This window comes from Bacillus sp. SJS (assembly GCF_000732485.2).
In the GTDB taxonomy this organism is placed as follows: domain Bacteria; phylum Bacillota; class Bacilli; order Bacillales; family Bacillaceae; genus Metabacillus_B; species Metabacillus_B sediminis.
The window spans coordinates 26,043-46,980 of record NZ_JAQV02000032.1 but is presented as its reverse complement, the minus strand read 5'-3'; the positions used below and the strand labels follow the sequence as shown (position 1 = coordinate 46,980).

Here is a 20,938-nt window from a genome sequence, read left to right as displayed (position 1 = left end):
CAGGCCTTTTTTTGTCATTTTTTCCAATGTGAATGAAGAGGTCCGATTCCGCCAGTGACCGGGTCCTGAACTGGAATGGGAACGGATTGAATACAGGCGATGGTTTCCTGAAGGAGAGGGTCGCTTTCTGAGTATTGATCAGGGTTCATACCTTCAGGATAAGCCCCTGCCACTTTAAAATCGGCGGAGGATGAGAGTTTTTTGTGACCGGTTCCAGCAGGGAGAACGATAACATCGCCTGTTTGAATCATTATGTCTTGTCCATCTTCTCCTCCGATCCGCACCTCGGCATAACCTGAAATCACACCAAGTACCTCGTGAGAATTGCTGTGGTAATGATGATAAGGAAAAATACCGTTTCTCCAGCTGTTCAGCCAATTATTCCGGTTAAAGAGTTCTTCAATCCTGCTGGCATGTTCAAGGATCGGTCCTTTATATAAAAGTACGGGAAAGGATGGGTGGTTTGGTATCATTCCGCTCCTTTTGAAATGGAGAGTTTCAATTCGATTTTCAAAGTGATTCATCATTTCTCCTCCTTATTCTCCGCCCCCGCCGCCGTCAGAGACAGAGGTGGCTGAGCTTGCAACTACGGCAATCATAGCGGCTTGTTGAGCTTGCATCATGATTTCGATGGAAGTATAAAATCCGGTTCCGAGCACGGTTGTGTTTTCCAAGCGTTCACTGGCAATTAGATGGACGGCTACCGTGAAGTTCATTTCTTTATTCCATTTAAAATGTTTTGCAGCATTCAGCTGGCTAATGGCACTTTCAAGGTTTTCTATATCCGAGGTTTGACTGTCAATTAAAGAAAGCAGACCGATTTCCGGATAGTTTTTTCTTTTTAATCTAAAGCCGTGATTCTCCAGTGTGTAAGCGGTTTGAACACAGCGGTCCACTAAGTTTTGAGAAGCTGCTGCACCTGCTAGAGATAGAATATGACTTAAAAATTGCAGTTCATTGCCTTTTTTAAACCCGCTTCGGTTCAGCTGGTCATAATAAGATTCCATTAACCCTACAATGTCCTCTGTCCGTTCCTCTCCTTCAGCGAGAAGAACAGCAAGCGGATAGTCACTTGCAGATGTAAGAAAGAAATGCTGGTCCTTCATATAGGAGTAGATGGTATGCGCTTTTGCGGCTTTTTCATGGATTCTCTCTTCTGGAGTATTTGTTCCCATGAATGCCAATGCAGAGATATAAGTAAAGATTCCCTTTCGAAACCCGGCCTTTACAAATTCATCGTGAATCCGGTTCATTTCGTCAAATTTGGAAAAGGGATCTTCGTACCTTGTGTCAAGGATAGCAGCTGTGATGAAGCGGTGGTAGGATTTAAATGGAGAAAACATTCCGCTGTAAGCTTTCATATAATCACATATATTGAGATAGTGCGGAAGGTTGAAAGGCCGTTTGGAACCAGAATAAAAAGAAGCGGCCATCATTAAAATTCTCTGGTCAGAGACCTTCCATTTCAGTTCATCCTTTAACAGCAGAAAGATATGACTGTATTGATCGAGTTTGTGCTGAACATGTTCCATAGCGCTTCCCTCCATTCGTTCTGCCAGTAATACGGATAAGGATAAAAAAAGTTCCAATGAATGAAAAATCACCTCCAACTTTAAGGGTTGGAGGTGAGCTATAGATCCTTTTAACTCTATTAGAGTAAATCCTGCCTTAGTTTTGCAGGCGTGCCCGTTTTGCATGGCGGGCGGCCTTCTCTGGCTCAGGGGTACTTCGATTTTCCATTGCCTCCTGTTTTGTTGCTTCATCTCCGCCAACAACGTGATCTACATCGTTCATTAGTGCTTCGAAGCCCTGTTTGGCTACGAGCTCTTTATCGTTTTTCTTAGAAGAACCGATTTCGCTTGAGCCCATTCCTGCATTAGAGTGGAAATTTGTATCCGTCGGCCCTGGAAGGATGGCAGTGACCGTAACGCCTGTTTCGCGCAGTTCTTCACGCAGCGATTCTGCAAATAGAAAACCAAATGCCTTAGAAGGTCCATATACAGTCTCATATGGGGTTGGAAGAGTTGCAGCAATGGATGAGACCACTAGAATTTTACCGCGGCCATTTGGGATCATATGTTTAACCACGCGTTTTGCCATGTGAACCGTACCTGTAATGTTGATGGAAATCAGCTTAAGCTCTTCTTCGAGATCTGTGTCTGCAAATGCCCCTCCAAGACCAATTCCAACGTTTAGGACAGCTGCTTCAACCGGCCGGTTTAATTCTTTCACAAAGGTCCAGAAGCTTTCAACACCATCGTATGAAGCCGCGTCTGCCTGATGGGGATAAGCGTTAGCTCCAAGGCCGCGAATGACTTCTGCTGCTTCAAAAATACGGTCACTTGATCCTGATATGGCCAGATCATAACCGTTCTGGGCGAATTGTTTGGATAGCTCAAGGCCAAGACCGGAGGAAGCTCCGGTAATTAATGCAAGCGGACGTTTTTCTGACATAAGAATCTCTCCCTTATTAATCTAAGTTTGTGTTTAGGATATACATAGCCTAAAATAGTAAAAACAAAACCTGTTAACACACGAATAGGCAATATTTTCTTTCGGAAATTAAGATGAAAAATGTATCTCATTTTTTATTTTAAGATAGTTTATATGCGCTCCAACTGCCTGTTAAAAAGGTACATAAACAAAATAGGACACCAAATTAGAATGATAATGGAGTGCATGCTGTACGCGTATAAAATGCTGGAGATACACATGCTAAAAGGGAGAACTTTGAGACGGCATATTTGGCTTGGAAATGGTTTATTGATGAAGCCGCACATATAGGCTAATAAGGGATTTCCAGAAGAAACTGCTGTTAATGCTAACGAAATAAAGTGCAGGAGGTTAGCTCATACAAACTGTAATATGGTATCGTTTATAAGCAGGAAATAATGACCGGTTAGGAGCGTTAAGATGATCCAGTTAAAAAGTAAGAGAGAAATAGAACTCATGCATGAAGCAGGGAGACTTTTAGCCGAAACCCATAAAGAGATTGCCATGATGATCCGGCCAGGGATTACAACACTTGAAATTGATACCTTTGTGGAAAAGTTTCTGAAAAGCAATGGAGCCACTCCCGAGCAGAAGGGCTACCATGGCTATCCATTTGCAACGTGTGCGTCGGTGAATGATGAAATCTGTCACGGATTTCCAAGTAAAAAAGAACTTAAGAGCGGGGATATCGTCACGATTGATATGGTGGTTAATTTAAATGGGGGTCTTGCTGACTCTGCCTGGTCTTATGCAATAGGGGAATTGGATGAAGAGTCCTCACGACTCATGGACGTAACGAAAACGTCACTGGATAAAGGGATTGAACAAGCCATTGCCGGCAACCGTACAGGGGATATCGGACATGCGATTCAATCCTATGTAGAAGGGGAAGGCTTCTCAGTTGTCAGAGATTTTACCGGACATGGAATCGGAAAAACGATGCATGAGGACCCGACCATTCTTCACTATGGGCTTCCGGGAAAAGGCACGCGCTTAAAAGAGGGCATGGTTATTACCATTGAGCCAATGGTGAATGCCGGAACGTGGCAATCTAAAATGGATAAAAACGGATGGACTGCAAGAACGGTGGATGGAAAGCGCTGTGCGCAATTTGAGCATACACTCGCGATTACAGCAGATGGACCTCTTATTTTAACAGCCCATTAATTTGAAAGACGGAACAGCCGCTGTTCCGCCTTTTTTATTTATAGCATGGGCAGGTGTGCATTTCGCTTCAGCCACTTATTGTTTCTCCCCATCCGCATAGAGGTCGACCAATACTCTTGCATGCTCCTTCATTTCTTGGCGTAATGCCTCTGGCTCCAAAACTTCAGCATTTCCTCCAAGTGAGAGAAGCAGGGTGGCGGTGTAGCTGATTTCCGCAGGGTCCATTTGTCTGCGGATAAAACCGCTGCCATCCTTCTCTTCACTCAAACCAGTTTGAAGAATTGGATGGCTTTTGCAAAGTCTTACTCCTTCCCTCGATAAACGGATATCCAGCATGGAATGGCTCTGCGTAGTCTCATCCTGCAAAAACCACTCCGTTAAAGTGGGGAGTCCTTCCATCTTCTTTCCCTTCCTTGTAATACCAAGTACCCGGTCTGCACGGAAGAGGGAAATTTTTTCTTTTTCAATTAAGTAAGCCGGTACATACCAGAGCCCTCCGTGGGCATAGATACCGATGGGAACGACTTCTCTTTTATTCTGACCGCCTTTTGAATCATAAAGCCACTCCACAATTTGTTTTTCAATTGCAGCATCTGCAATTTCTTGAAGGTATGGAGCTTCAGCCAAATGGCTGGAAGGGGACCAAAAAGTAATCGTGTCTTTCAGCCGGTCCAGCTTTTCTTTGCTGTGCTGAGGCAGATTTGAATAAAATTTTTGAAGAGCTGATTCGATATCAATCTGAAAGGGGAGAGAGCGGAAATAAAATAATGACTGATAGGCAAAATAGATAGATACAGCTTCATCGGCAGAGAAAAGAATAGGCGGGAGCAGATTTTTGTTTAGCATCCGGTAGCCTCCATGTCTGCCCTGTTCCGAATAAAATGGAACGCCCCAGGTGCTTAGTTCCTCGAGATCACGCTGGATCGTTCGGATTGAGACGCCGAATTCTTCAGAGCATTCCCTGGCTGTAAAAGAATCTCTCCTGTTTATGTATGTTAAGAGGTCATAAAGCCTTTTGGAACGATTCATACGGATCTCCTTTTTCATAGTCTCTGTTAAAGCCTGATGCTGATTTTAACGAGTGGAAAGCGAGCGCCTGCTAACTGCAATCAACAGCCAAGTTTAACAGATCCTCTTCATGAAATACGTCAGTTTCTGTCAGGTTATATGTTTATCATTATAACGAATCTCAATACTAAAGGAGGAATTTGCGATGAGGAAAACCGTATTATATATCGCCATGAGTCTGGACGGATACATCGCCAGAGAGAATGGAGATATCGACTGGCTTGAGGAAGCCGAAGGAGAAGGAGATAATGGATATAGTGAACTCATAGAAAACATCGATACGGTGGTTATGGGGAGGAAAACGTACGAGCAGGTACTTGGTTTTGATATGGAATTCCCTTATAAAGGAATGGATTGCTATGTCTTTTCAAATGAAAAAGAAGGCAGAGATGAATATGCGTCCTTCATGAAAGGCAGTCCATCCAGCCTCATTTCGAAATTGAAAGAGCAGCCGGGGAAAGATATCTGGCTTATTGGCGGAGGGGATCTCATCCGGGAATTTTTGAAGGAGAAGCTTGTGGATCAATTTATGATTGCGGTCATCCCTGTTTTATTAGGAAAGGGCATTCCGCTTTTTAAACAAGACTTTCCCGTGCACAACCTTAAACTTTCTAATACACAAATCTACAATGAGATCGTTATGCTTTCGTATGATAAGAAACAATAAAAAAGGATGGGGGTTCCCATCCTTTTCCTTTTTACACTGAACTGGATTCAGTCTGCTCGTCAGCATCACAATTTTTTTTCTTAATAAAGAATCGATAGATAAGATAACCTGCCAATGCAAGGCCGAGTAAAATGAAAATAACGGTCTGCATATTGGACATGAACTTCTGAACGGAACCGAGATTTCCTGCAGATCCGAGCCATAGCATAGCGATATTTAGCGGAAATACTCCAATAAAAGTCAGAATAAGAAAAGGGGTTAATTTTACTTTTGATAATCCTGAAACGTAGGAAATGTAATTTCCGATTCCAAGCGGCCTTGAAAGGGCGATGCTCCAAATTCCGCACTTCTTAAACCAGCGCTGGGTTCTCTCGATTGTCTTTTTTTTGCGCTGAAACTTCTTTTTCATTTTATGTTCCAGTTTTGCCCCTATCCAGTAAGGAATGAGGGAGAAAATCGTGTATACAATGCTTGCAAGTATGGCAATCCAAATCAATTTTGACATAGGCTGATCAAGGACAAACCCGTATGCCAAAGTTAAAAGAGAGCCGGGGAATGGAACGGAAGAAGCCTCGATTGCAATTCCGCCCAGAAGTCCCCAAATACCAAATGATTTTAAAATCCCAATAATAAATTCAAGCATGGCGGCCCCTTCCCAACAAATATAAGTTACTTATTATTTCCCTATGTCAGGAGCCGCTCAAACTGGTAGATTTTCCTTATTATCGGTATAAAGGAAAATGAGTGATGCGGTTATAGTACGAAGACTCTGCTAAATCATTGAATAGGGCAGGGCTGTTATCAGACTTTAGGTAGTTTATATAGACAACAGATGCCATACCGGCTGCAGATTTTCCTTTTTTATCACTGTGCAGACCCAGAAGGTACAAAATGATCCTCCTCTCTCTATTAAGAAGAATGTTCATGAAGCCAGGTGCTAAGGTATCCTGGCAGACCGTTCTTCACTGTAAATGTAGCATGGCCGCCTTTAAGTATTTCAAGCGTTTTATCGTGGCTTGAAACAAGATCCATAATGGCTGTGCTTAGTTCCATTGGAACGAGCTTATCGCTCTCAGCACAGATGACGAGCAAACTGGCTTTAATGTTGGAAAGGCTCGCATCCTTTCCGCTAATCTGCAATCCTCCGTTAATGAGCTTGTTCTCTCTGCCGAAATCACGAACGAATTGCTTCATCGCCTCTCCGGAAAAAGGGACGTGGCCTTGCGTCCATTTATTGAATCTTCTCCAATAATCCGTATATTCTTTATTATCTGCTCTGTAAAGCAGGGATAAATAAGGACTGTAGTAAACAGGGTAGCTGACCATTCGCAAGCCTGCTTTCATAAAGCCTGCAGGAATAATCCCAAGGGCGTCGAATAAAGGATCAAAATCAGCTTTTCCATTTCTCATACCATCTACGATTTTATCGAATACCTTGTATTGATGAAAATCAATAGGAGCTACGTTAAGAATCAAATTGCGGATTGGATCGTCGGTAACGGCTGCATAAATAGCTGCGATTGTCCCGCCAAGGCAGTAGCCGATAACCGTTAGTTCTGCCGCTTTTGAATGACGAAGTGTTCTTCGGGCTGCTTCCTGAATATAGTTGATCACATAATCATCAATAGTAAGATCTTTATCCTCATAGCCTGGCGCGCCAAAGTCCAGCAAATAGACATCATAGCCCTCATTAACAAATGCTTCAATCATGCTGTATCCAGGTGCTAAATCCAATATGAATGCTTTGTTTACAAGCGAATAAACTAGAAATAAAGGGACGGGGTACTTTTTCTCTTTTGCAGGATAATACCATAAAGCAGCCTTATTCTTCTTCCAAACCGCTGTTCGGTCAGTTAGCCCTACAGGCGGTTCAGGAGTTTGCAAAAGAAGGGCGCACTTTTTTACCTGCTCGTATATTTCTTCGAAGGGAGTCATTTTTTGGTGGTTTCCTTTGCGGATGGGGCATTTAAATGAAGTGCATGCTGCATAAGAATTTGTTTTAGCTGTTCTTTATTTGCCCGGCTTCTTGCCAGAGAAGGCCGATTTGCTCGTTCAATAAGTGCCGGTGTTTCAGTACTTGGAAGGGATGGTGCAGGGGTGGTTCCCTGATTGGCAAGCTGGTAGAGGTAGCCTTCGATTTGATCGAGCTTTTCTTCAATTTGAATAGAGAGATTCGCTAACCGGACGAAATCCCTTTTAGTAGGGAAATTTAAAGGAACGGAAAGAAATTCAGAAATTTCCTGACTTTGATCGAACGCCCTTTTAATGAATGGGGCAGCCATGTTTACGAGATTCAATAATTCCTCCCGGTTCAGCTGAATCTGGATGGTATCATTTATGCTTCTTTCAAGCTCAGTCCCTGTCTTTTTAATCAGTGCCAATGCTTCTTGAGGATTCATGTCTGACATAAGATGTTCCTTTCCATCAATTTTTTAGGGCTTGTATAATAGAATTTCTTTGTTTGACAGCAGAATAAGGACATTGCGCTGCCTGCCGTTTGAACCTTCTATTATCAATCACATTACAGTATAAGTTTATTTCTGCTAAATGTGATTAAAATGATGGATAAGCCTTGTAGACTGTGGGGATACCCATAAGTTTAAAGTTGTAGGTAAATATAACTATTTTATAGATAAATAGTTAAAAAACTAGGCCTTCAGACGATATTATAGTCAAGAAGGATTAGGAAAACTTCCTATTTATTATCCAGAGAGGATGGGAGAAATGTCATTTATCGAAATGTTCCGTGCAGCCTTCATGTGGGCACATATTGGCGTCTTGGCAGTGGGCTGCACGTTTATCTATTATCATGTGTACAAAAATCGCAGAAATGGTAAAGCTTAAAGACTGCGGTAAAGCTTGGAGAAAAGATCATTCAAATACTTTTCTTTTGGTGTCTTTTTACCTGCAAAGAGCTTCTGTTCAATGAGGGAAGCAAGTTCAGCACAGGAACGGACATCAAGTTCATTCATATAGAGATGGCGTGCTTTATTTATGGCAAACAGCTTACTTGAATCGCTGACAACAGAAAGCAGCTGATCTTCAAAGGATTCCCGGACATCAATTGTTTCCGCTAATCCTCTTTCAGACAAGTATTCTAGATTAATTTCTTCCTGCCCAGGAAGAACAGAATGAATAAAAATGAGAAGCTTCTTTCTGATTGCCTCACTAATCGTTGCTCCCCCGGGTTTCGTAACAATGGCATCCGCCCAGCTGTAAAGCTGATTCATTTGCTCTGCAGAAGCAATATAGGGCAGGGCTGTAATGTGAGAAGAATTCAGGCTGTTTACTTTATCTAAAAGGGCCCTGTTTGTTCCGCATAGAACCTTGTATTCAACAAGGCCGCTACTGGAAGTTTTGATTAAACTCGAAAGATTTTTGCCAAGTCCAAGACTTCCGCCGGAAAGAATGACATGAATCTTTTCATCATGCTGACGGTTCATTTTCCTCCGATTTAACCGATCATTTGCAAGAATCCCTGAAACAATCACTTTATTTTCTGGAATCCCCCTTTGGAGCAATTCATTTTTCACATCCTTGCTAGGAACACAATGCACATCCACTTGTTCCTTTCCCCATAAACCGTTTATGAAGAAATCTGTGTACAAATTTAAAACCGGCACATCACATACTCCGTAACGCTTCAGCTTATCGACAAGGAAGGAAGGGAAGCTGTGTGTGCAGACGATTAAATCAGGCTGTTTAACTTCAATCAGCTGTTCCATTTTTTCAAGAAAAACGGCTTCATAAGCAGATTGGAGCATGCTCGATTTTTTGCTGAAAAAGAGATGGTAGAACGTGCTGTATGCCTTCGGAAATTTCTTAATCCAAGTTAAATAAAGATTCGATACGAACCTTTCGAGACCTCCATTTACATAGCTTAAAAAGTCTACCTTTTCGCATTGTATTTCAGGATCATGCTTTTGAAAGGCATCTACTAACGCGTTGGCACTTCTATGGTGACCGGATTCCATTTTAAATAAAGGCAAAACCAATATTTTCTTCATTTTGAAGCCTCCTCTTTTTCAGCTGTTAATCCTCGAGCATTTTAGGCAGTGGCTTTGCCAGAGATTTTATAACAGGCACTGCTGATGCACCAAGTCCAATGACAATACTTGCCGTAAGCCAAATGAAAATTCCGTCTAAATAGAATCCGCTTTGCAATGGAGAGCCGAGAAGGGCGGTGCCGATTTGCATGCAAAGAAAATGACTGAGCGGGTAAGAAAAGGCAGCTGCAAGACTCCAGCTGATCATGGCTATGATTAAACTTTCTGCTGCGAACATCCGAAGAATTTTTCCAGAGGACCCGCCTATAGCCCTCGTTATCCCGATTTCCTTCTGCCTTTCATATACGTTCATGCTCGTAGCGGTCATCAGGTTAAGCAATCCAAGAACGGTAAATAAAATTCCCGCTGCTAAAATGGATGCAACAATCAATCCGATAATCTGTTTCGGGCGTTCCTGCATAGCTTGAATAGTTTCCGTTCCTTCTACTGCTGCACCTTGATCTGTTAACTGTTTCTCAAGCTGTTCTGAGACCTTCCCGCTCTTTGCACCGGACGTTAATTTTACGGCAATCCGGTTTGCAGTATCTGCAAGAAGCCATTTCTCATAATCCGTTCCGCCCATGTAGGCAGCGGGGCCTCTTAGCTGGCTTCCGATTATTCCTTCTATATAAAATGTTTTTCTCTCTTTTCCGATTTGCAGCTCAGCCTTTTCACCGGGTTTGGGGCTGCCAAGCATGGTGCGAAGATCTTCGTTAATGACAATGGCCGGTTTTCCGCCCCGCTTGAGCCACTGTCCTTCTTTTACAGCAGGTGTAATCAATTTTGAACGTTCAGGAAGAGCCATTAGGAGGGCGTTGTGCTTACCCCCTTTATCAAGCTTGATTTCCGTATTGCGGACGGTCCAGCCCTCTGCTTCGCTTACTCCCTCTGTTTTCTTAAATAGTGCTGTCATTTCAGATTTTGGAAGCTTGCTTTTTACAGACCATTCCTGATCATAATTCCAAAATTTATTCATTTGGTTCAGATGACTATTCAGCGTCTGGTTCAGTGCCAGACAGGATATAATAATGGCTCCTCCAAACGAAAGCATCAGGATATTGGAAACCATTTGCCCCTTCTTGGAAAAAGCATGCCTCCACGAAAGGACACTTAGTGAAAACCTTCCAAAGCTCTTTTTAGCTTTTTGGGATGGGAAGGAATGAGGCACATTCCTCAATGTATCGGTGAGCGGTTTATTTAATACTTTTTGGATTGGTACGAATGCTCCAAGATAAGGTATTGCAAAGGATAACAAAAGCAGCAGGTAAGCAACTAAAGGATGAATGGTTTCCGTATATGAGCCAATGTTCAGCTCTTCTGCCAAATACCGGACAGCCCATTTGCTGCCAAAATAGCTGACCCCGGCGGAGCACATGAACGAGATGCTTCCGATGATCCCTAAGTAAAGGAAATATTGCTTCCAGATGAATGATAGCGGTGCACCTACCACACGCTGGATCCCCATCTCTTTTACATGCTCGGCAATGACCCGATGGAAGAGGTGAGTAATCAGGATAAACCCAAGGACTAACGAAAAGAGGCCAAACCAGATGAGGACGGTAAGAATGGCTGATACCAGTGTATTCCTTATATAATAGGTTTCCTCAGCATGCTCGGTACGATAGGATGTGATACCCGATGATTTCAAAACCTTGCTGATTCTTGTGATTAGCTGATCTCGTTCTTCTTTGCTTGTGCCTTCCTCAAATTCAATCAGAATTTGAGTATACGTTAACGGAACACCAAGTTTTTTTAATGCTTCAGAAGATAAATAAAGGTATCCCGTCCCGCTGAATGGTGCTGGTATCCTGGAAGGATCGGTGACGGTTCCTGATAGCTTCAGGCTTTTTTGTTTTTCACCTGGAATCAGAAGCTCAATGTTCTGTCCAGCTTTCCACTGGAAAAGCTGCAGTGTGGTGGTCTCTGCATAGGAAGCAGCATCTGAAGGATGATTTTTATAAAGATGGATTTGACCGATTTGATAATTTTGCTGATCCGGCAAACCCGCGATTTCAATATTTTTAAATCCTTCCTCTGTTTTTGCCCTTGCACGGACGGAAATTTTTGCTTCTGCTTCTTTAATTCCGTCCAGCTTATGGAGTCTGGCAGGCAGAGTCTGGAATGAGTTGGTGTAAAATGCTGCGTCTGAAACATGGGATTGATTCATGCTTTCTTTTAAAGCCGCCTCAAATTGAAGCTTAGTGTGCAAAATGATACCGGCAATCGACAGGCTGATAATAATAGATAGCAGGATTAAAAGCGTTTTTGCTTTTTGCCTGCCTAGGTCCCGAAGCGGTTTTCTGGCGAAGAGAGGCATCATGATCCGCCAGCCCCTTGTATAGAAGCTAAAGGACCTTGATCTTCTATTACCATTCCGTCCTTCATTTGAATGATCCGATCCGTTTTTTTTGATAGCTCCAGATCATGGGTTACCATCACAATCGTTTTCCCCTCATGAATCAGGCGAAAGAATAGTTCCATTATATGATTCGCATTTTCTGTGTCGAGATTTCCCGTCGGCTCATCTGCAAAAAGAATTGGTGGATCGTTAGCTAATGATCGTGCTATAGCCGCCCGTTGTTTTTCCCCGCCGGATACATAATCAGGAAACATATGAACCTTCTCTGCAAGTCCTACAGATCTCAAAAGTTCAAGCGCCCGATGTTTCTTATTCCTTTTTATAGGGGAAAACTCCATTGGAAGCATTACATTTTCTAAAAGCGTAAGACTTGGCAGGAGATGAAAGGATTGAAACACAATTCCGATATCGCTGTTTCTCCACTTCGCTAGCTTTCTTTTAGAAAGATTGGTAATCTCTGTGCCGTTGATGGAGATCTTCCCTTTAAAAGGCTTATCAATCCCGCAAAGCAAATTCAGCAAAGTGGATTTGCCGCTCCCTGATTTACCGGTTATTGCAACGAATTCATTTTCCTGTATCTTAATGTTCACTTTTTTAAGCGCGTGATGCCATTCATTCCCGTTTGCGAACACTTTTTCAATCTCTGCGGTTTCAATCATTCCAGCACCTCACAAGCATATCTAGCATTATCATCAAATAACTTCTTTTGCCTCCATACCATTAAATATCATGTGCCATAAAGATTAGCAACCGCGTCCCTACCCCCATAAACCCCATGTGGAAGCTCCATTACGTAAATGTTCACAGGAAAACACCGTGAAAAAGTTGAATTTATGGAATTTTATAGTAGGAAAGGACATCGGTTATATGAAATCCTTCTCATTACTATTGTTGAATATCGACGAAATTTGTCGAAAAAGGTTTATTTTTTTAGCACTGTTTCCTCATTTTTCTTAACAATTCTGCAATTTCCGGCAAATTTCTATAAAATCCTTAATAATCAAAAAAATATGCAAATAACTTGAGATTTTATATTACAGTTTGATTACAAAAGTTACGAACGGTTATTAGTTATTCCTATATATAAAATACAGGTTTAAACAAAGCCCCAATTTTGTAGGGGTTTTTATTATTACATTAATATTACAAAGTGAAGGAAGTGCGAAGTTGTTATGGAGAACGCTTACATCCTTGAAAAGATTGAATTTCTCACATTTTCTTGAAGAGGGGATGAATTTAGTCACGGGCATAACGGCAGGTTGATGCGTTTTGGAAAATTCCTTAATCTGAACGAGATGAAAGTTCCGCAGCTGATTGCCATGCGGCAGAAGTGAGGGAGCCAAAATCAATTTGAGAGGAGAACGAGTATGGCTAAAGTTGAACAGGATCTGTCTGCGATGAGAGAATCGCAGGAAATGAACACACAAAAGAAATTATCCACGAGGGAAAAGACCTTCGTTATTTCTTTGTTCGTGATCACAGTAGCGGCCCTTTTCTATGTGAACTGGACTGCGTCTGATAAGTTGAATTTAACAATCGGTCTATATGGTTCTGTAATGATTGCCTACCTATTAGGGAAAATGCTTCTTTCCTTCAAATATCAGGAAGTCATGATGGATCCACCTGATTTGAAAGTATCAGTCGTTATACCTTCCTATAATGAATCACCCGATTCTGTGCTTGGCACCATCGAAAGTATTCTGAAGCAGGATTATCCAATTCATGAAATTTTCCTGATTGATGATGGAAGCAAGGACATTTCTGGTTATGAGGCGACTTTAAAACTTAAAGAAAACCTTATGTCAGGTATTGGTGAAACAGCCGCTGAGCTGGCTAAAGGCAACTATAAAATGCCGAATTTGATTGTTCATCGCCTTCCTCAAAATAAAGGGAAACGCCATGCGCAAATCTGGGCTTTCGAAAAAGCAACTGGAGATGTATTTATAACAGTAGATTCAGACTGTACTGTATTTCCAAACGCTGTCCGCGAATTGCTAAAACCATTTAACAATCCTGAAGTATCAGCTACAACAGGGCACGTAAATATCCGAAACCGCACTGATAATGTTCTTACCCGTCTTATTGATATGCGCTACGACAATGCCTTCCGTGTAGAGCGTGCTGCTCACTCGGTTACAAATAATGTTCTGGTATGCAGCGGACCATTAAGTGCATACAGACGCGAAGTAGTAATGAAAAACCTGGATCACTACGGAAACCAAATGTTCCTTGGACAGCAGGTTCAGCTTGGTGATGACCGCTGCCTGACAAACTATGCGATTCGTGAAGGAAAGACACTTTATCAATCGACTGCCCGCTGTATTACAGATGCTCCAACAGATTTGCGCACACTGCTTAAGCAGCAATCACGCTGGAATAAATCATTTTTCCGTGAGAGTCTTGTTGCGATGAAAATTGGTTTTACGAAACCGAACGTTTTTGTATGGGTCATGCTTGAAATGTTCCTTTGGATTGCATTTGGTATTTCACTGATTCTTGCCATCTACTTCACGTCTACGACCATGGGCTGGATCATGCTCATTTACTATTTGGCTTACGTTGTTATATCGGCTTATGCCCGTAACGTGTTTTACGCCTACAAGAGGCCGTTTACATTCTTGCTCGCACCGTTATATGGTTTGCTGTTCCTAATCCTGCTTTGCCCGCTTCGCTTCTGGGCGCTTCTGACTATTCGCTCAACTGCTTGGGGTACACGCGGCTAAGCTAGCCTGATGAGATGAATCTTATGTGAATGGAGAGGTTTTAATGAAAGTACGTAAAGCGATTATTCCTGCAGCCGGTTTAGGCACCCGTTTCCTTCCCGCTACGAAAGCTCAGCCGAAGGAAATGCTCCCAATTGTAGACAAGCCAACAATTCAATACATTGTGGAGGAAGCAATTAAATCGGGGATTGAAGATATTCTCGTCATTAGCGGACGCGGTAAGCGTGCCATAGAGGATCATTTCGATAAATCCTATGAGCTGGAGGAAACGCTCTACAAAAAAGGCAAGTTTGAAAGGCTAGAGGAAATTCAGTCGATATCCAACATGGCAAACATTCACTATGTGCGCCAAAAAGAGCCGCGCGGCCTTGGACATGCGATCCATTGCGCAGAGAGCTTTATCGGAAATGAGCCTTTTGCCGTTTTGCTTGGCGACGACATCGTTAAGTCCGAAACTCCATGCTTAAAACAGCTCATAGATGTGTTCGAAAAATATGATTCCTCTGTTTTGGGTGTTCAGGAAGTGGAGCATAAAGATGTTTCCAAATATGGAATCATTGCTCCTCTTGAAAACAAGACACTTGAAGAAGATGTTCTATCTCTATCAACAGTTGTGGAAAAGCCTGCGGTTGAGCAAGCTCCTTCCAACTATGCGATTATGGGCCGTTACATATTGACGCCTGAGATCTTCAGTATCCTTGAAACGCTTCCACCGGGTTCCGGAAACGAAATCCAGCTTACTGACGCAATCAAAATACTGAATGAATCACAAACTGTACTAGCTTATAACTTTGCAGGCAAACGCTATGATGTTGGAGACAAATTCGGTTTTGTAAAAGCAACCATTGATTTTGCTCTTGAGCGTGGAGACCTTGGAGATCAGGTTCACGAATATTTAAGCAGCCTTGTAAAAGAGAAAGAAATCATCCTATCGTAAACGTGCCACTGGTTCCCAGCTGCAGCTGCAGCTGGGAAAAGCACGTCTTGGTGTAAAGCTTAGAAGGAGGAATAATCATGAATATTGCCATTATCGGAACTGGATACGTAGGTCTTGTTACTGGAGTTTGTCTTTCTGAAATCGGGCATGACGTGACGTGCCTGGATATTAATTCTGAAAAAGTAGAATTGCTTCAAAAAGGAATTTCCCCTATTTATGAACCGGGTCTTGAAGAATTAATGCTGAAAAACATTGAGGCTGGCCGCCTGAAGTTCACAGACAGCCACATCATTGGCCTTAAAGACAAAGATGTTGTTTATATTGCTGTAGGTACTCCTCAGTCTGACGATGGTTCTGCAAACCTTTCCTATATCTACAAAGCAGCAAGAGATATCGGCCAAAACATCACCCGCGACGTGACGGTCGTAACAAAGAGTACCGTTCCGCTCGGAACAAATTACAAGGTGCGCGAATTGGTTATGGCCAATCTTCAGGACAACTACCTGGTGGAAGCCGTTTCAAATCCTGAATTCTTAAGAGAAGGTTCGGCTATCCATGATTCTTTCAATGGCGACCGCATTGTCATCGGGGCGGACGACGCTGAAGCAGCTAATATCATTGAAAAAATCAACAAGCCATTCGGACTTCCTATTCTAAAAACAAGCATCAGCAGTGCAGAAATGATCAAGTATGCAGCAAATGCCTTCCTGGCAACGAAGATTTCCTTTATCAACGAAATTGCGAATCTTTCCGAAAAAGTGGGCGCTGATGTAAATGAAGTGGCAAACGGTATGGGAATGGATGCACGGATCGGAAGCAAATTCCTTAATGCGGGAATCGGCTACGGCGGCTCTTGCTTCCCGAAGGATACGCATGCACTTGTGAAGATCTCTCAGGATCACGGCCATGATTTCCACCTTCTGAAATCCGTTATCCAAATCAATGAGAACCAAAAAACGCTTTTGGTTAAAAAGGCTAAAGAACGTTTAGGATCTCTTGAAGGAAAGCGTATTGCCCTGCTTGGTCTTGCGTTCAAACCTGAAACGGACGATATGCGTGAAGCGGCGTCAATTGTTGTTTCCAAACAGCTGGTAGAAGAAGGGGCAGAAATTATCGGCTATGATCCGATTGCTGCTGAAAATGCTAAAGCGATTCTGCCGGAAGAAGTTCAATATGCAGAACAAATTGAAGATGCAATCAAAGAAGCGGATGCAGTCTTTATCTTAACAGACTGGAAAGAAATTGTAGAAAAAGCGCTTCTAATGTCTGGACTGTTTATGGAAAATCCAATCGTATTTGACGGCCGCAACTGCTATACAGCAGAAGAGGCGCAGAAGCTTCACGTTGAGTACATTTCAATCGGACGCGACGCAGTCCTCCCTACAGGTGAAAAAGAGCAGGAATCGATTCTTGCTGCTTCCTTTTAATCCATAGATTTTTAAACTTACAGCTTAGGGTCGGCATCCATGTAACTAAATTACTTTGAGAGGGTGCTAAGAAAATGAAGAAAATCGCTTCAGCAGTATTGGCGGCAGCACTTGCAGTCAACGTGGCAGGTCAAGCATCTGCAGCGGAAGTTAAGCTTCCGCAGGGAACAATTGAGCAAGTGAAGAAAATTGACGTGAATTCCCTATGGAAAACAGTCGATACCTTCAATGGCACAATTGAACTAACAGATGCGAAGTACAAAGTGGATTACAAGGAAGAAAAAGGAATCGTTAAGGTTTCTATTAAAAAAGAATCCGGCAATAAAACGATTGAAGTAACAGGCGAAGAAGCAAACAAAAAAGTTGCAGAGTTTGTGAAAAATCTTGATCTTTCCTTGAACTTAAGCAAAGAGGAAGTCATCAAACGCTTGTCCAATGCTCTTGGAGTAAAACCTTCTGACGTTCAGCGTGCAAAAGCTTCAGTCGGGTTTAACAACATGGCAACTGTAGACTTCTCCTTCAAAAAAGGTGAAAAATCAGCCGTTATCAATCCTTACAATATCAGCAAGCTTTACATGAAAGTAGAAGACAAGAACGGCTACTACTACCATGTAACATACCTTGCTCACGGCGACAGCGTTAAAGCAATCATCGAAAAGAAAACAGCAGCCGGCACGAAAGAATATAAAGGCATCTATGCCCTGCTTGAAGCGCTAAGAATTAAAGACAGCGTCATTCCTGCTAAAGATGTTACGTGGAATGGATACCTTGATCAGCTTTCCAAAACACTTGGAATGAAAGTGACGGACATCACGAAAGTGGAAGTTCAGTCTCAGTTTGAAAACAACACAAAAGCGAATATCAACTTCGAAAGATAAGCAAGAAAGACCGTCCTTATGAGGGCGGTCTTTTTGATGCCTCCGTCAAAGCCTGGAGGTGATTTTTAACACATGCTGATTGAAGCGGAAGACACGAGACTCCAGCGGGTTAAGCGGGACAGGTGAGACCCTGCAGGCGCCTGCGCTGCGGAGGCTCGCCGCCCGTCCAAGGATAAGCAAGTGTCTGAAGCGGAAATCAGCAGTCAAGTTTAATAGTGATGTTAAGGAGGTCATTTCCTTTCCAATACGGAGCACGAAAGACACTTGCCCCCATCAGCCTACTCAAAGGATTACATTTCCAAACCAAAGGGTATTACCCAGAATAATACAAAAAAGGAGGAATAACCAATGGTGAATACATTTAATGAATCAGCAATTGCCACCTATTTAAAAACTACGGGTGAAGAATTATGCGAGAAGCTTGGAGCCCAGGACCTTGGTGAGACAGAAAGAGCGCGTCTTGAAGGACAGGTTGAAGCATACAGACAAATGATGGAGCGCTTTGAACTGGGGAATTTAGAATGCGGACACATTAAAAGAAAAATATAAAAAAACCTGCTGGACGCAGGCTCACGATCAAAACCCTATCTTTCTTCTATAATCTGCAGGACTTGGCACTGTTCAAGTCAATTCTTCTACTATTCCCGCAATTACGTAATCTGCCTGCCCTGTTCCGATAGGGCAAAATATATTCCATGCTGCAGTGTGCTAAAGCAATTAAACGCAGATAAATTATTGTCCGATTTTGCAATGGATATCGCGAATTCAGGAGAAATTCCGACCAGAATCGTTTTAGTGCCAATCAAAGAGGCGGACGTTGCAAGCCGGTCTATAAACTCAACGGTTCCTTTTGTAACGTCCTCGCTCATTGCAGTTAAATCCAAAATCATATATTCAGCTTTTTGCTTCGGAAGATTGAGGAGTGTCTCCTGGACAAGATCATGAGACCGCTGTTCATCATATTTTCCTATTAGCGGAACGACGACAATTCCCTCTAGTACAGGAATAATGGGAGAGGAAATTTCCTTTATCAATTCATTCAATTCACTGGTTCGCTCATCCACCAGATACTCAAGCCTTCGAATCTGCTCAGATTGCTCCTGGCGTGCGAATTCATGAATGTTTTGCTGAACCGTCATTTCAGAAGGGAAGTATTCAAATTCACTATGACTGTCTCCTTCAATTTGGCTTTTAAGTACCTTATACCAAATGTTTACCCCGAATAGTCCGGACAAGATTCCGGCAAAGTGGCCGGGAGTGAATGTACCGCGTCTCGTTTTTCCCTGAGCTTTGTTGATTTTATACTCCCAGCTGTCCTTAACCTGAATGATAGCCATCTTTCTGACGTGGTTCACCTGAGATATTTCCATTTTACCCCATCCCGCAGAGGCATAGGTGTTAGGAAGAACGGCAGCTACCTCATTAAGTGTAAGGTTTTGTTTTTTGAAGTAATCACCTACAATAATGCCCTGTCTGAAGCCTGCTGTTTCAAGAACGACGGCAGCAGCTTTATCGCCTGAAATTTCTTCAATGGTATCAAAAAAGATTTTCATTGCAGAATCAATCCAAAAAAGAACGGCATCGTCCTTTTCATATTTAAAAGTACCTTGATCAAGATCCCAGCTAAATTCCAAGCCGCCGACCTGAATCTCGGTGCCGGTATAGGATTTTAGTTCGTTTTCCATCGTACACAACCTTTCAATTACATCTTTTTTAATCATACTACATAATTCTGGCATTTGGCTTTAAAAAAGATGCCTATGCTTATGATTTGGAACCTTTTGACGGAGATGCTCAAGCAGAATTGAATAGAACAGGTTTTCAAATCTTAAAAGACAGAATGAGAGGGTGAGGAAATGAAAACCAGCGTTCTGGTCATAGGCGGCGGTGTGGGAGGTCTGACCGTTGCTTTGAAGCTTGCAATGTGCGGAATTCATGTAACGGTTGCTGAGCAGGCGGAAAGCGGAATTCATACGTATAAGGGTGAACTGCTGCAGCCTAAAAGCCTGGAAATTTTTCATTCTATCGGTCTAATTCAAGAGGTAGAGGCAAAGGGCCACCGCATTCATCATATCGATATTCATGAAATGAAAAAAAGAGATCAAACCTTTTATGAAACCGGCAAGGCAAGCATGGATTACAGAATGATCAACAGTCCTTTTTCCTATTCCCTTATGATTCCGCATGAAGGGCTGAAACATATCATTTTGAAGGCAGCAGAAGCCTATCCTTCCTTTCATTATCTCCAGCCTGCAAGGTTTAAGGGATTTCATCATGATGAAGCCATTATTCATTATCACGGAGAAGATTTGTCAATTGAGGCAGATTACGTAATCGGTGCGGAAGGAAGAAAGTCCAAGACGAGGGAATCCATGAACTCCTCTATTAAAGAGCGTCAATACGATCATCACTTTTTAACCGTTTCTTTCAGCAGACCGGCTTCTATGAAAGAAGGCAAAATGATTTCGACTCCTTATACATTTCTGGGACTATTTCCGCTTCCTGACAACCGTGTCCGGACGGTCTATCTCATTCCGGCAGGAGAATATAAAAATATGAAAGAAAAAGGGATTTCTTTCTTTCATCGCTGTTACAAGGAGCTCTGCCCGGACCTGGACGGATATGTCGATGAAATTAAAAGCTGGAGGGACATTCAGCTGATGATTCCCGTCAGATATCATGCAAGCAAATATGTAGACGGAAATAAGGCGCTCGTTGGTGATGCCGCTCACAGTGTCCATCCAATGGCTGGCGAAGGGATGAATCTTGCTATACAGGATGGAGATATTCTCGGAGAATTACTATGCTGGATGTATGCAAATGGGATTACCTCTCCAGGGTTTTTAAAATGGTATGAACGCGTCCGCAAGCCCAGAACCCGCTATGTTCTGAATCTCAGCCATCTTTCTGCCTTAACGTACTCCAAGCCTTTTGCTTATTTTCCGGGCTTTAGAAAGAAAGGTATTTTGCAGACAACAAGGGATGACAGGCTGCATACGAAACAAATGCTGAATGTGTCCGGGCTTGGGATATGGAAGGAAACCATTTATGACCGGCTCATTCAATTAGGTCTGTTTCCCGTTCGCAGCAATGTGGATTTGATGAACCTGCAAAAAAAGTTTATGTTCACAAGATCTTCAGATTACCCTTGGAAAACAGAAGGAGGGAAATAG

20 protein-coding genes are annotated in these 20,938 nt (G+C 42.5%); 8 read left to right on the top strand and 12 right to left on the bottom strand.

Going from position 1 to position 20,938, the window contains the following annotated elements:
* Positions 1 to 14: 14 nt before the first annotated feature.
* The 3 genes from AS29_RS20605 to AS29_RS20595 all read right to left on the bottom strand — a co-directional run bounded on the left by AS29_RS20605 (position 15) and on the right by AS29_RS20595 (position 2,454).
* Positions 15 to 524 carry a cupin domain-containing protein gene (locus AS29_RS20605; RefSeq protein WP_035413522.1) on the bottom strand — a complete coding sequence of 170 codons (510 nt, stop codon included), beginning with the start codon at positions 522 to 524 and terminating at the stop codon, positions 15 to 17.
* Positions 525 to 536: 12 nt separating this feature from the next.
* Entirely contained in the window at positions 537 to 1,532 is a 996-nt protein-coding gene (locus AS29_RS20600; RefSeq protein ID WP_035413520.1) for a DUF4003 family protein, read from the bottom strand.
* Positions 1,533 to 1,668: 136 nt separating this feature from the next.
* Positions 1,669 to 2,454 carry an SDR family NAD(P)-dependent oxidoreductase gene (locus tag AS29_RS20595; RefSeq protein WP_035413518.1) on the bottom strand — a complete coding sequence of 262 codons (786 nt, stop codon included), beginning with the start codon at positions 2,452 to 2,454 and terminating at the stop codon, positions 1,669 to 1,671.
* A 459-nt stretch (positions 2,455 to 2,913) separates the two neighbouring features.
* On the opposite strand from AS29_RS20595, the gene map reads away from it, so the two are divergent.
* Complete coding sequence (map, locus tag AS29_RS20590; RefSeq protein ID WP_035413516.1) at positions 2,914 to 3,660, top strand: type I methionyl aminopeptidase; 747 nt, start codon at positions 2,914 to 2,916, stop codon at positions 3,658 to 3,660.
* A 75-nt stretch (positions 3,661 to 3,735) separates the two neighbouring features.
* On the opposite strand, the gene AS29_RS20585 is transcribed toward map, so the two are convergent.
* Complete coding sequence (locus AS29_RS20585) at positions 3,736 to 4,689, bottom strand: helix-turn-helix transcriptional regulator (RefSeq protein WP_035413514.1); 954 nt, start codon at positions 4,687 to 4,689, stop codon at positions 3,736 to 3,738.
* A gap of 184 nt (positions 4,690 to 4,873) precedes the next feature.
* On the opposite strand from AS29_RS20585, the gene AS29_RS20580 reads away from it, so the two are divergent.
* Positions 4,874 to 5,395, top strand: a complete 522-nt coding sequence (locus tag AS29_RS20580; protein WP_035413513.1) for a dihydrofolate reductase family protein — start codon at positions 4,874 to 4,876, stop codon at positions 5,393 to 5,395.
* 31 nt (positions 5,396 to 5,426) lie between these two features.
* Here AS29_RS20580 and AS29_RS20575 read toward each other — a convergent pair whose 3' ends face one another.
* From AS29_RS20575 to AS29_RS20550, 7 genes are all read right to left on the bottom strand, one after another.
* The gene (locus AS29_RS20575) at positions 5,427 to 6,038 is read right to left on the bottom strand and encodes a DedA family protein (protein WP_035413511.1); all 612 of its coding nucleotides are present in this window, start codon (positions 6,036 to 6,038) and stop codon (positions 5,427 to 5,429) included.
* A gap of 79 nt (positions 6,039 to 6,117) precedes the next feature.
* Positions 6,118 to 6,285 carry a hypothetical protein gene (locus AS29_RS21490; protein ID WP_156506005.1) on the bottom strand — a complete coding sequence of 56 codons (168 nt, stop codon included), beginning with the start codon at positions 6,283 to 6,285 and terminating at the stop codon, positions 6,118 to 6,120.
* Between the two features lie 19 nt (positions 6,286 to 6,304).
* On the bottom strand, positions 6,305 to 7,330 hold the full coding sequence (locus tag AS29_RS20570; protein WP_035413509.1) for an alpha/beta fold hydrolase: 1,026 nt from the start codon (positions 7,328 to 7,330) through the stop codon (positions 6,305 to 6,307).
* The gene (locus AS29_RS20565; RefSeq protein ID WP_051860886.1) at positions 7,327 to 7,803 is read right to left on the bottom strand and encodes a hypothetical protein; all 477 of its coding nucleotides are present in this window, start codon (positions 7,801 to 7,803) and stop codon (positions 7,327 to 7,329) included. Before AS29_RS20565 ends, AS29_RS20570 begins: the two co-directional genes overlap by 4 nt.
* A 432-nt stretch (positions 7,804 to 8,235) precedes the next feature.
* Complete coding sequence (locus AS29_RS20560; RefSeq protein WP_051860885.1) at positions 8,236 to 9,402, bottom strand: MGDG synthase family glycosyltransferase; 1,167 nt, start codon at positions 9,400 to 9,402, stop codon at positions 8,236 to 8,238.
* Between the two features lie 25 nt (positions 9,403 to 9,427).
* Positions 9,428 to 11,761, bottom strand: coding sequence for an ABC transporter permease (locus AS29_RS20555; RefSeq protein ID WP_035413507.1), 2,334 nt, complete (start codon positions 11,759 to 11,761; stop codon positions 9,428 to 9,430).
* A complete protein-coding gene (locus AS29_RS20550) occupies positions 11,758 to 12,459 on the bottom strand; it encodes an ABC transporter ATP-binding protein (protein WP_035413505.1) in 702 nt (233 codons plus the stop codon). Before AS29_RS20550 ends, AS29_RS20555 begins: the two co-directional genes overlap by 4 nt.
* Positions 12,460 to 13,167: 708 nt before the next feature.
* Here AS29_RS20550 and AS29_RS20540 point away from each other — a divergent pair.
* The 5 genes from AS29_RS20540 to AS29_RS20515 all read left to right on the top strand — a co-directional run bounded on the left by AS29_RS20540 (position 13,168) and on the right by AS29_RS20515 (position 18,314).
* Positions 13,168 to 14,523 (top strand): glycosyltransferase family 2 protein, encoded by a 1,356-nt coding sequence (locus tag AS29_RS20540; RefSeq protein WP_231890001.1) that lies wholly within the window; start codon positions 13,168 to 13,170, stop codon positions 14,521 to 14,523.
* A 43-nt stretch (positions 14,524 to 14,566) separates the two neighbouring features.
* Positions 14,567 to 15,460, top strand: coding sequence for a UTP--glucose-1-phosphate uridylyltransferase GalU (galU, locus tag AS29_RS20535; protein ID WP_035413500.1), 894 nt, complete (start codon positions 14,567 to 14,569; stop codon positions 15,458 to 15,460).
* A gap of 77 nt (positions 15,461 to 15,537) precedes the next feature.
* On the top strand, positions 15,538 to 16,887 hold the full coding sequence (locus AS29_RS20530; protein ID WP_035413499.1) for a UDP-glucose dehydrogenase family protein: 1,350 nt from the start codon (positions 15,538 to 15,540) through the stop codon (positions 16,885 to 16,887).
* Positions 16,888 to 16,961: 74 nt separating this feature from the next.
* Positions 16,962 to 17,765 carry a YusW family protein gene (locus AS29_RS20525; protein WP_035413497.1) on the top strand — a complete coding sequence of 268 codons (804 nt, stop codon included), beginning with the start codon at positions 16,962 to 16,964 and terminating at the stop codon, positions 17,763 to 17,765.
* Positions 17,766 to 18,113: 348 nt separating this feature from the next.
* Positions 18,114 to 18,314: a hypothetical protein gene (locus AS29_RS20515; protein WP_035413493.1), complete on the top strand. Its 201-nt coding sequence runs from the start codon at positions 18,114 to 18,116 to the stop codon at positions 18,312 to 18,314.
* 101 nt (positions 18,315 to 18,415) lie between these two features.
* Here AS29_RS20515 and AS29_RS20510 read toward each other — a convergent pair whose 3' ends face one another.
* A complete protein-coding gene (locus AS29_RS20510) occupies positions 18,416 to 19,450 on the bottom strand; it encodes an STAS domain-containing protein (protein WP_035413491.1) in 1,035 nt (344 codons plus the stop codon).
* A 171-nt stretch (positions 19,451 to 19,621) separates the two neighbouring features.
* On the opposite strand from AS29_RS20510, the gene AS29_RS20505 reads away from it, so the two are divergent.
* Complete coding sequence (locus AS29_RS20505) at positions 19,622 to 20,938, top strand: FAD-dependent oxidoreductase (protein WP_035413489.1); 1,317 nt, start codon at positions 19,622 to 19,624, stop codon at positions 20,936 to 20,938.

Coding starts and splice junctions, on each gene's coding strand:
- AS29_RS20505 (WP_035413489.1), top strand. CDS start 19,622: ATGAAAACCAGCGTTCTGGTCATAGGCGGCGGTGTGGGAGGTCTGACC.
- map (WP_035413516.1), top strand. CDS start 2,914: ATGATCCAGTTAAAAAGTAAGAGAGAAATAGAACTCATGCATGAAGCA.
- AS29_RS20565 (WP_051860886.1), bottom strand. CDS start 7,803: ATGTCAGACATGAATCCTCAAGAAGCATTGGCACTGATTAAAAAGACA.
- AS29_RS20580 (WP_035413513.1), top strand. CDS start 4,874: ATGAGGAAAACCGTATTATATATCGCCATGAGTCTGGACGGATACATC.
- AS29_RS20560 (WP_051860885.1), bottom strand. CDS start 9,402: ATGAAGAAAATATTGGTTTTGCCTTTATTTAAAATGGAATCCGGTCAC.
- AS29_RS20600 (WP_035413520.1), bottom strand. CDS start 1,532: ATGGAACATGTTCAGCACAAACTCGATCAATACAGTCATATCTTTCTG.
- AS29_RS20515 (WP_035413493.1), top strand. CDS start 18,114: ATGGTGAATACATTTAATGAATCAGCAATTGCCACCTATTTAAAAACT.
- AS29_RS20510 (WP_035413491.1), bottom strand. CDS start 19,450: ATGGAAAACGAACTAAAATCCTATACCGGCACCGAGATTCAGGTCGGC.
- AS29_RS20525 (WP_035413497.1), top strand. CDS start 16,962: ATGAAGAAAATCGCTTCAGCAGTATTGGCGGCAGCACTTGCAGTCAAC.
- AS29_RS20550 (WP_035413505.1), bottom strand. CDS start 12,459: ATGATTGAAACCGCAGAGATTGAAAAAGTGTTCGCAAACGGGAATGAA.
- AS29_RS20575 (WP_035413511.1), bottom strand. CDS start 6,038: ATGCTTGAATTTATTATTGGGATTTTAAAATCATTTGGTATTTGGGGA.
- AS29_RS20605 (WP_035413522.1), bottom strand. CDS start 524: ATGAATCACTTTGAAAATCGAATTGAAACTCTCCATTTCAAAAGGAGC.
- AS29_RS20585 (WP_035413514.1), bottom strand. CDS start 4,689: ATGAATCGTTCCAAAAGGCTTTATGACCTCTTAACATACATAAACAGG.
- AS29_RS20540 (WP_231890001.1), top strand. CDS start 13,168: ATGGCTAAAGTTGAACAGGATCTGTCTGCGATGAGAGAATCGCAGGAA.
- AS29_RS20530 (WP_035413499.1), top strand. CDS start 15,538: ATGAATATTGCCATTATCGGAACTGGATACGTAGGTCTTGTTACTGGA.
- AS29_RS20570 (WP_035413509.1), bottom strand. CDS start 7,330: ATGACTCCCTTCGAAGAAATATACGAGCAGGTAAAAAAGTGCGCCCTT.
- AS29_RS20555 (WP_035413507.1), bottom strand. CDS start 11,761: ATGATGCCTCTCTTCGCCAGAAAACCGCTTCGGGACCTAGGCAGGCAA.
- galU (WP_035413500.1), top strand. CDS start 14,567: ATGAAAGTACGTAAAGCGATTATTCCTGCAGCCGGTTTAGGCACCCGT.
- AS29_RS20595 (WP_035413518.1), bottom strand. CDS start 2,454: ATGTCAGAAAAACGTCCGCTTGCATTAATTACCGGAGCTTCCTCCGGT.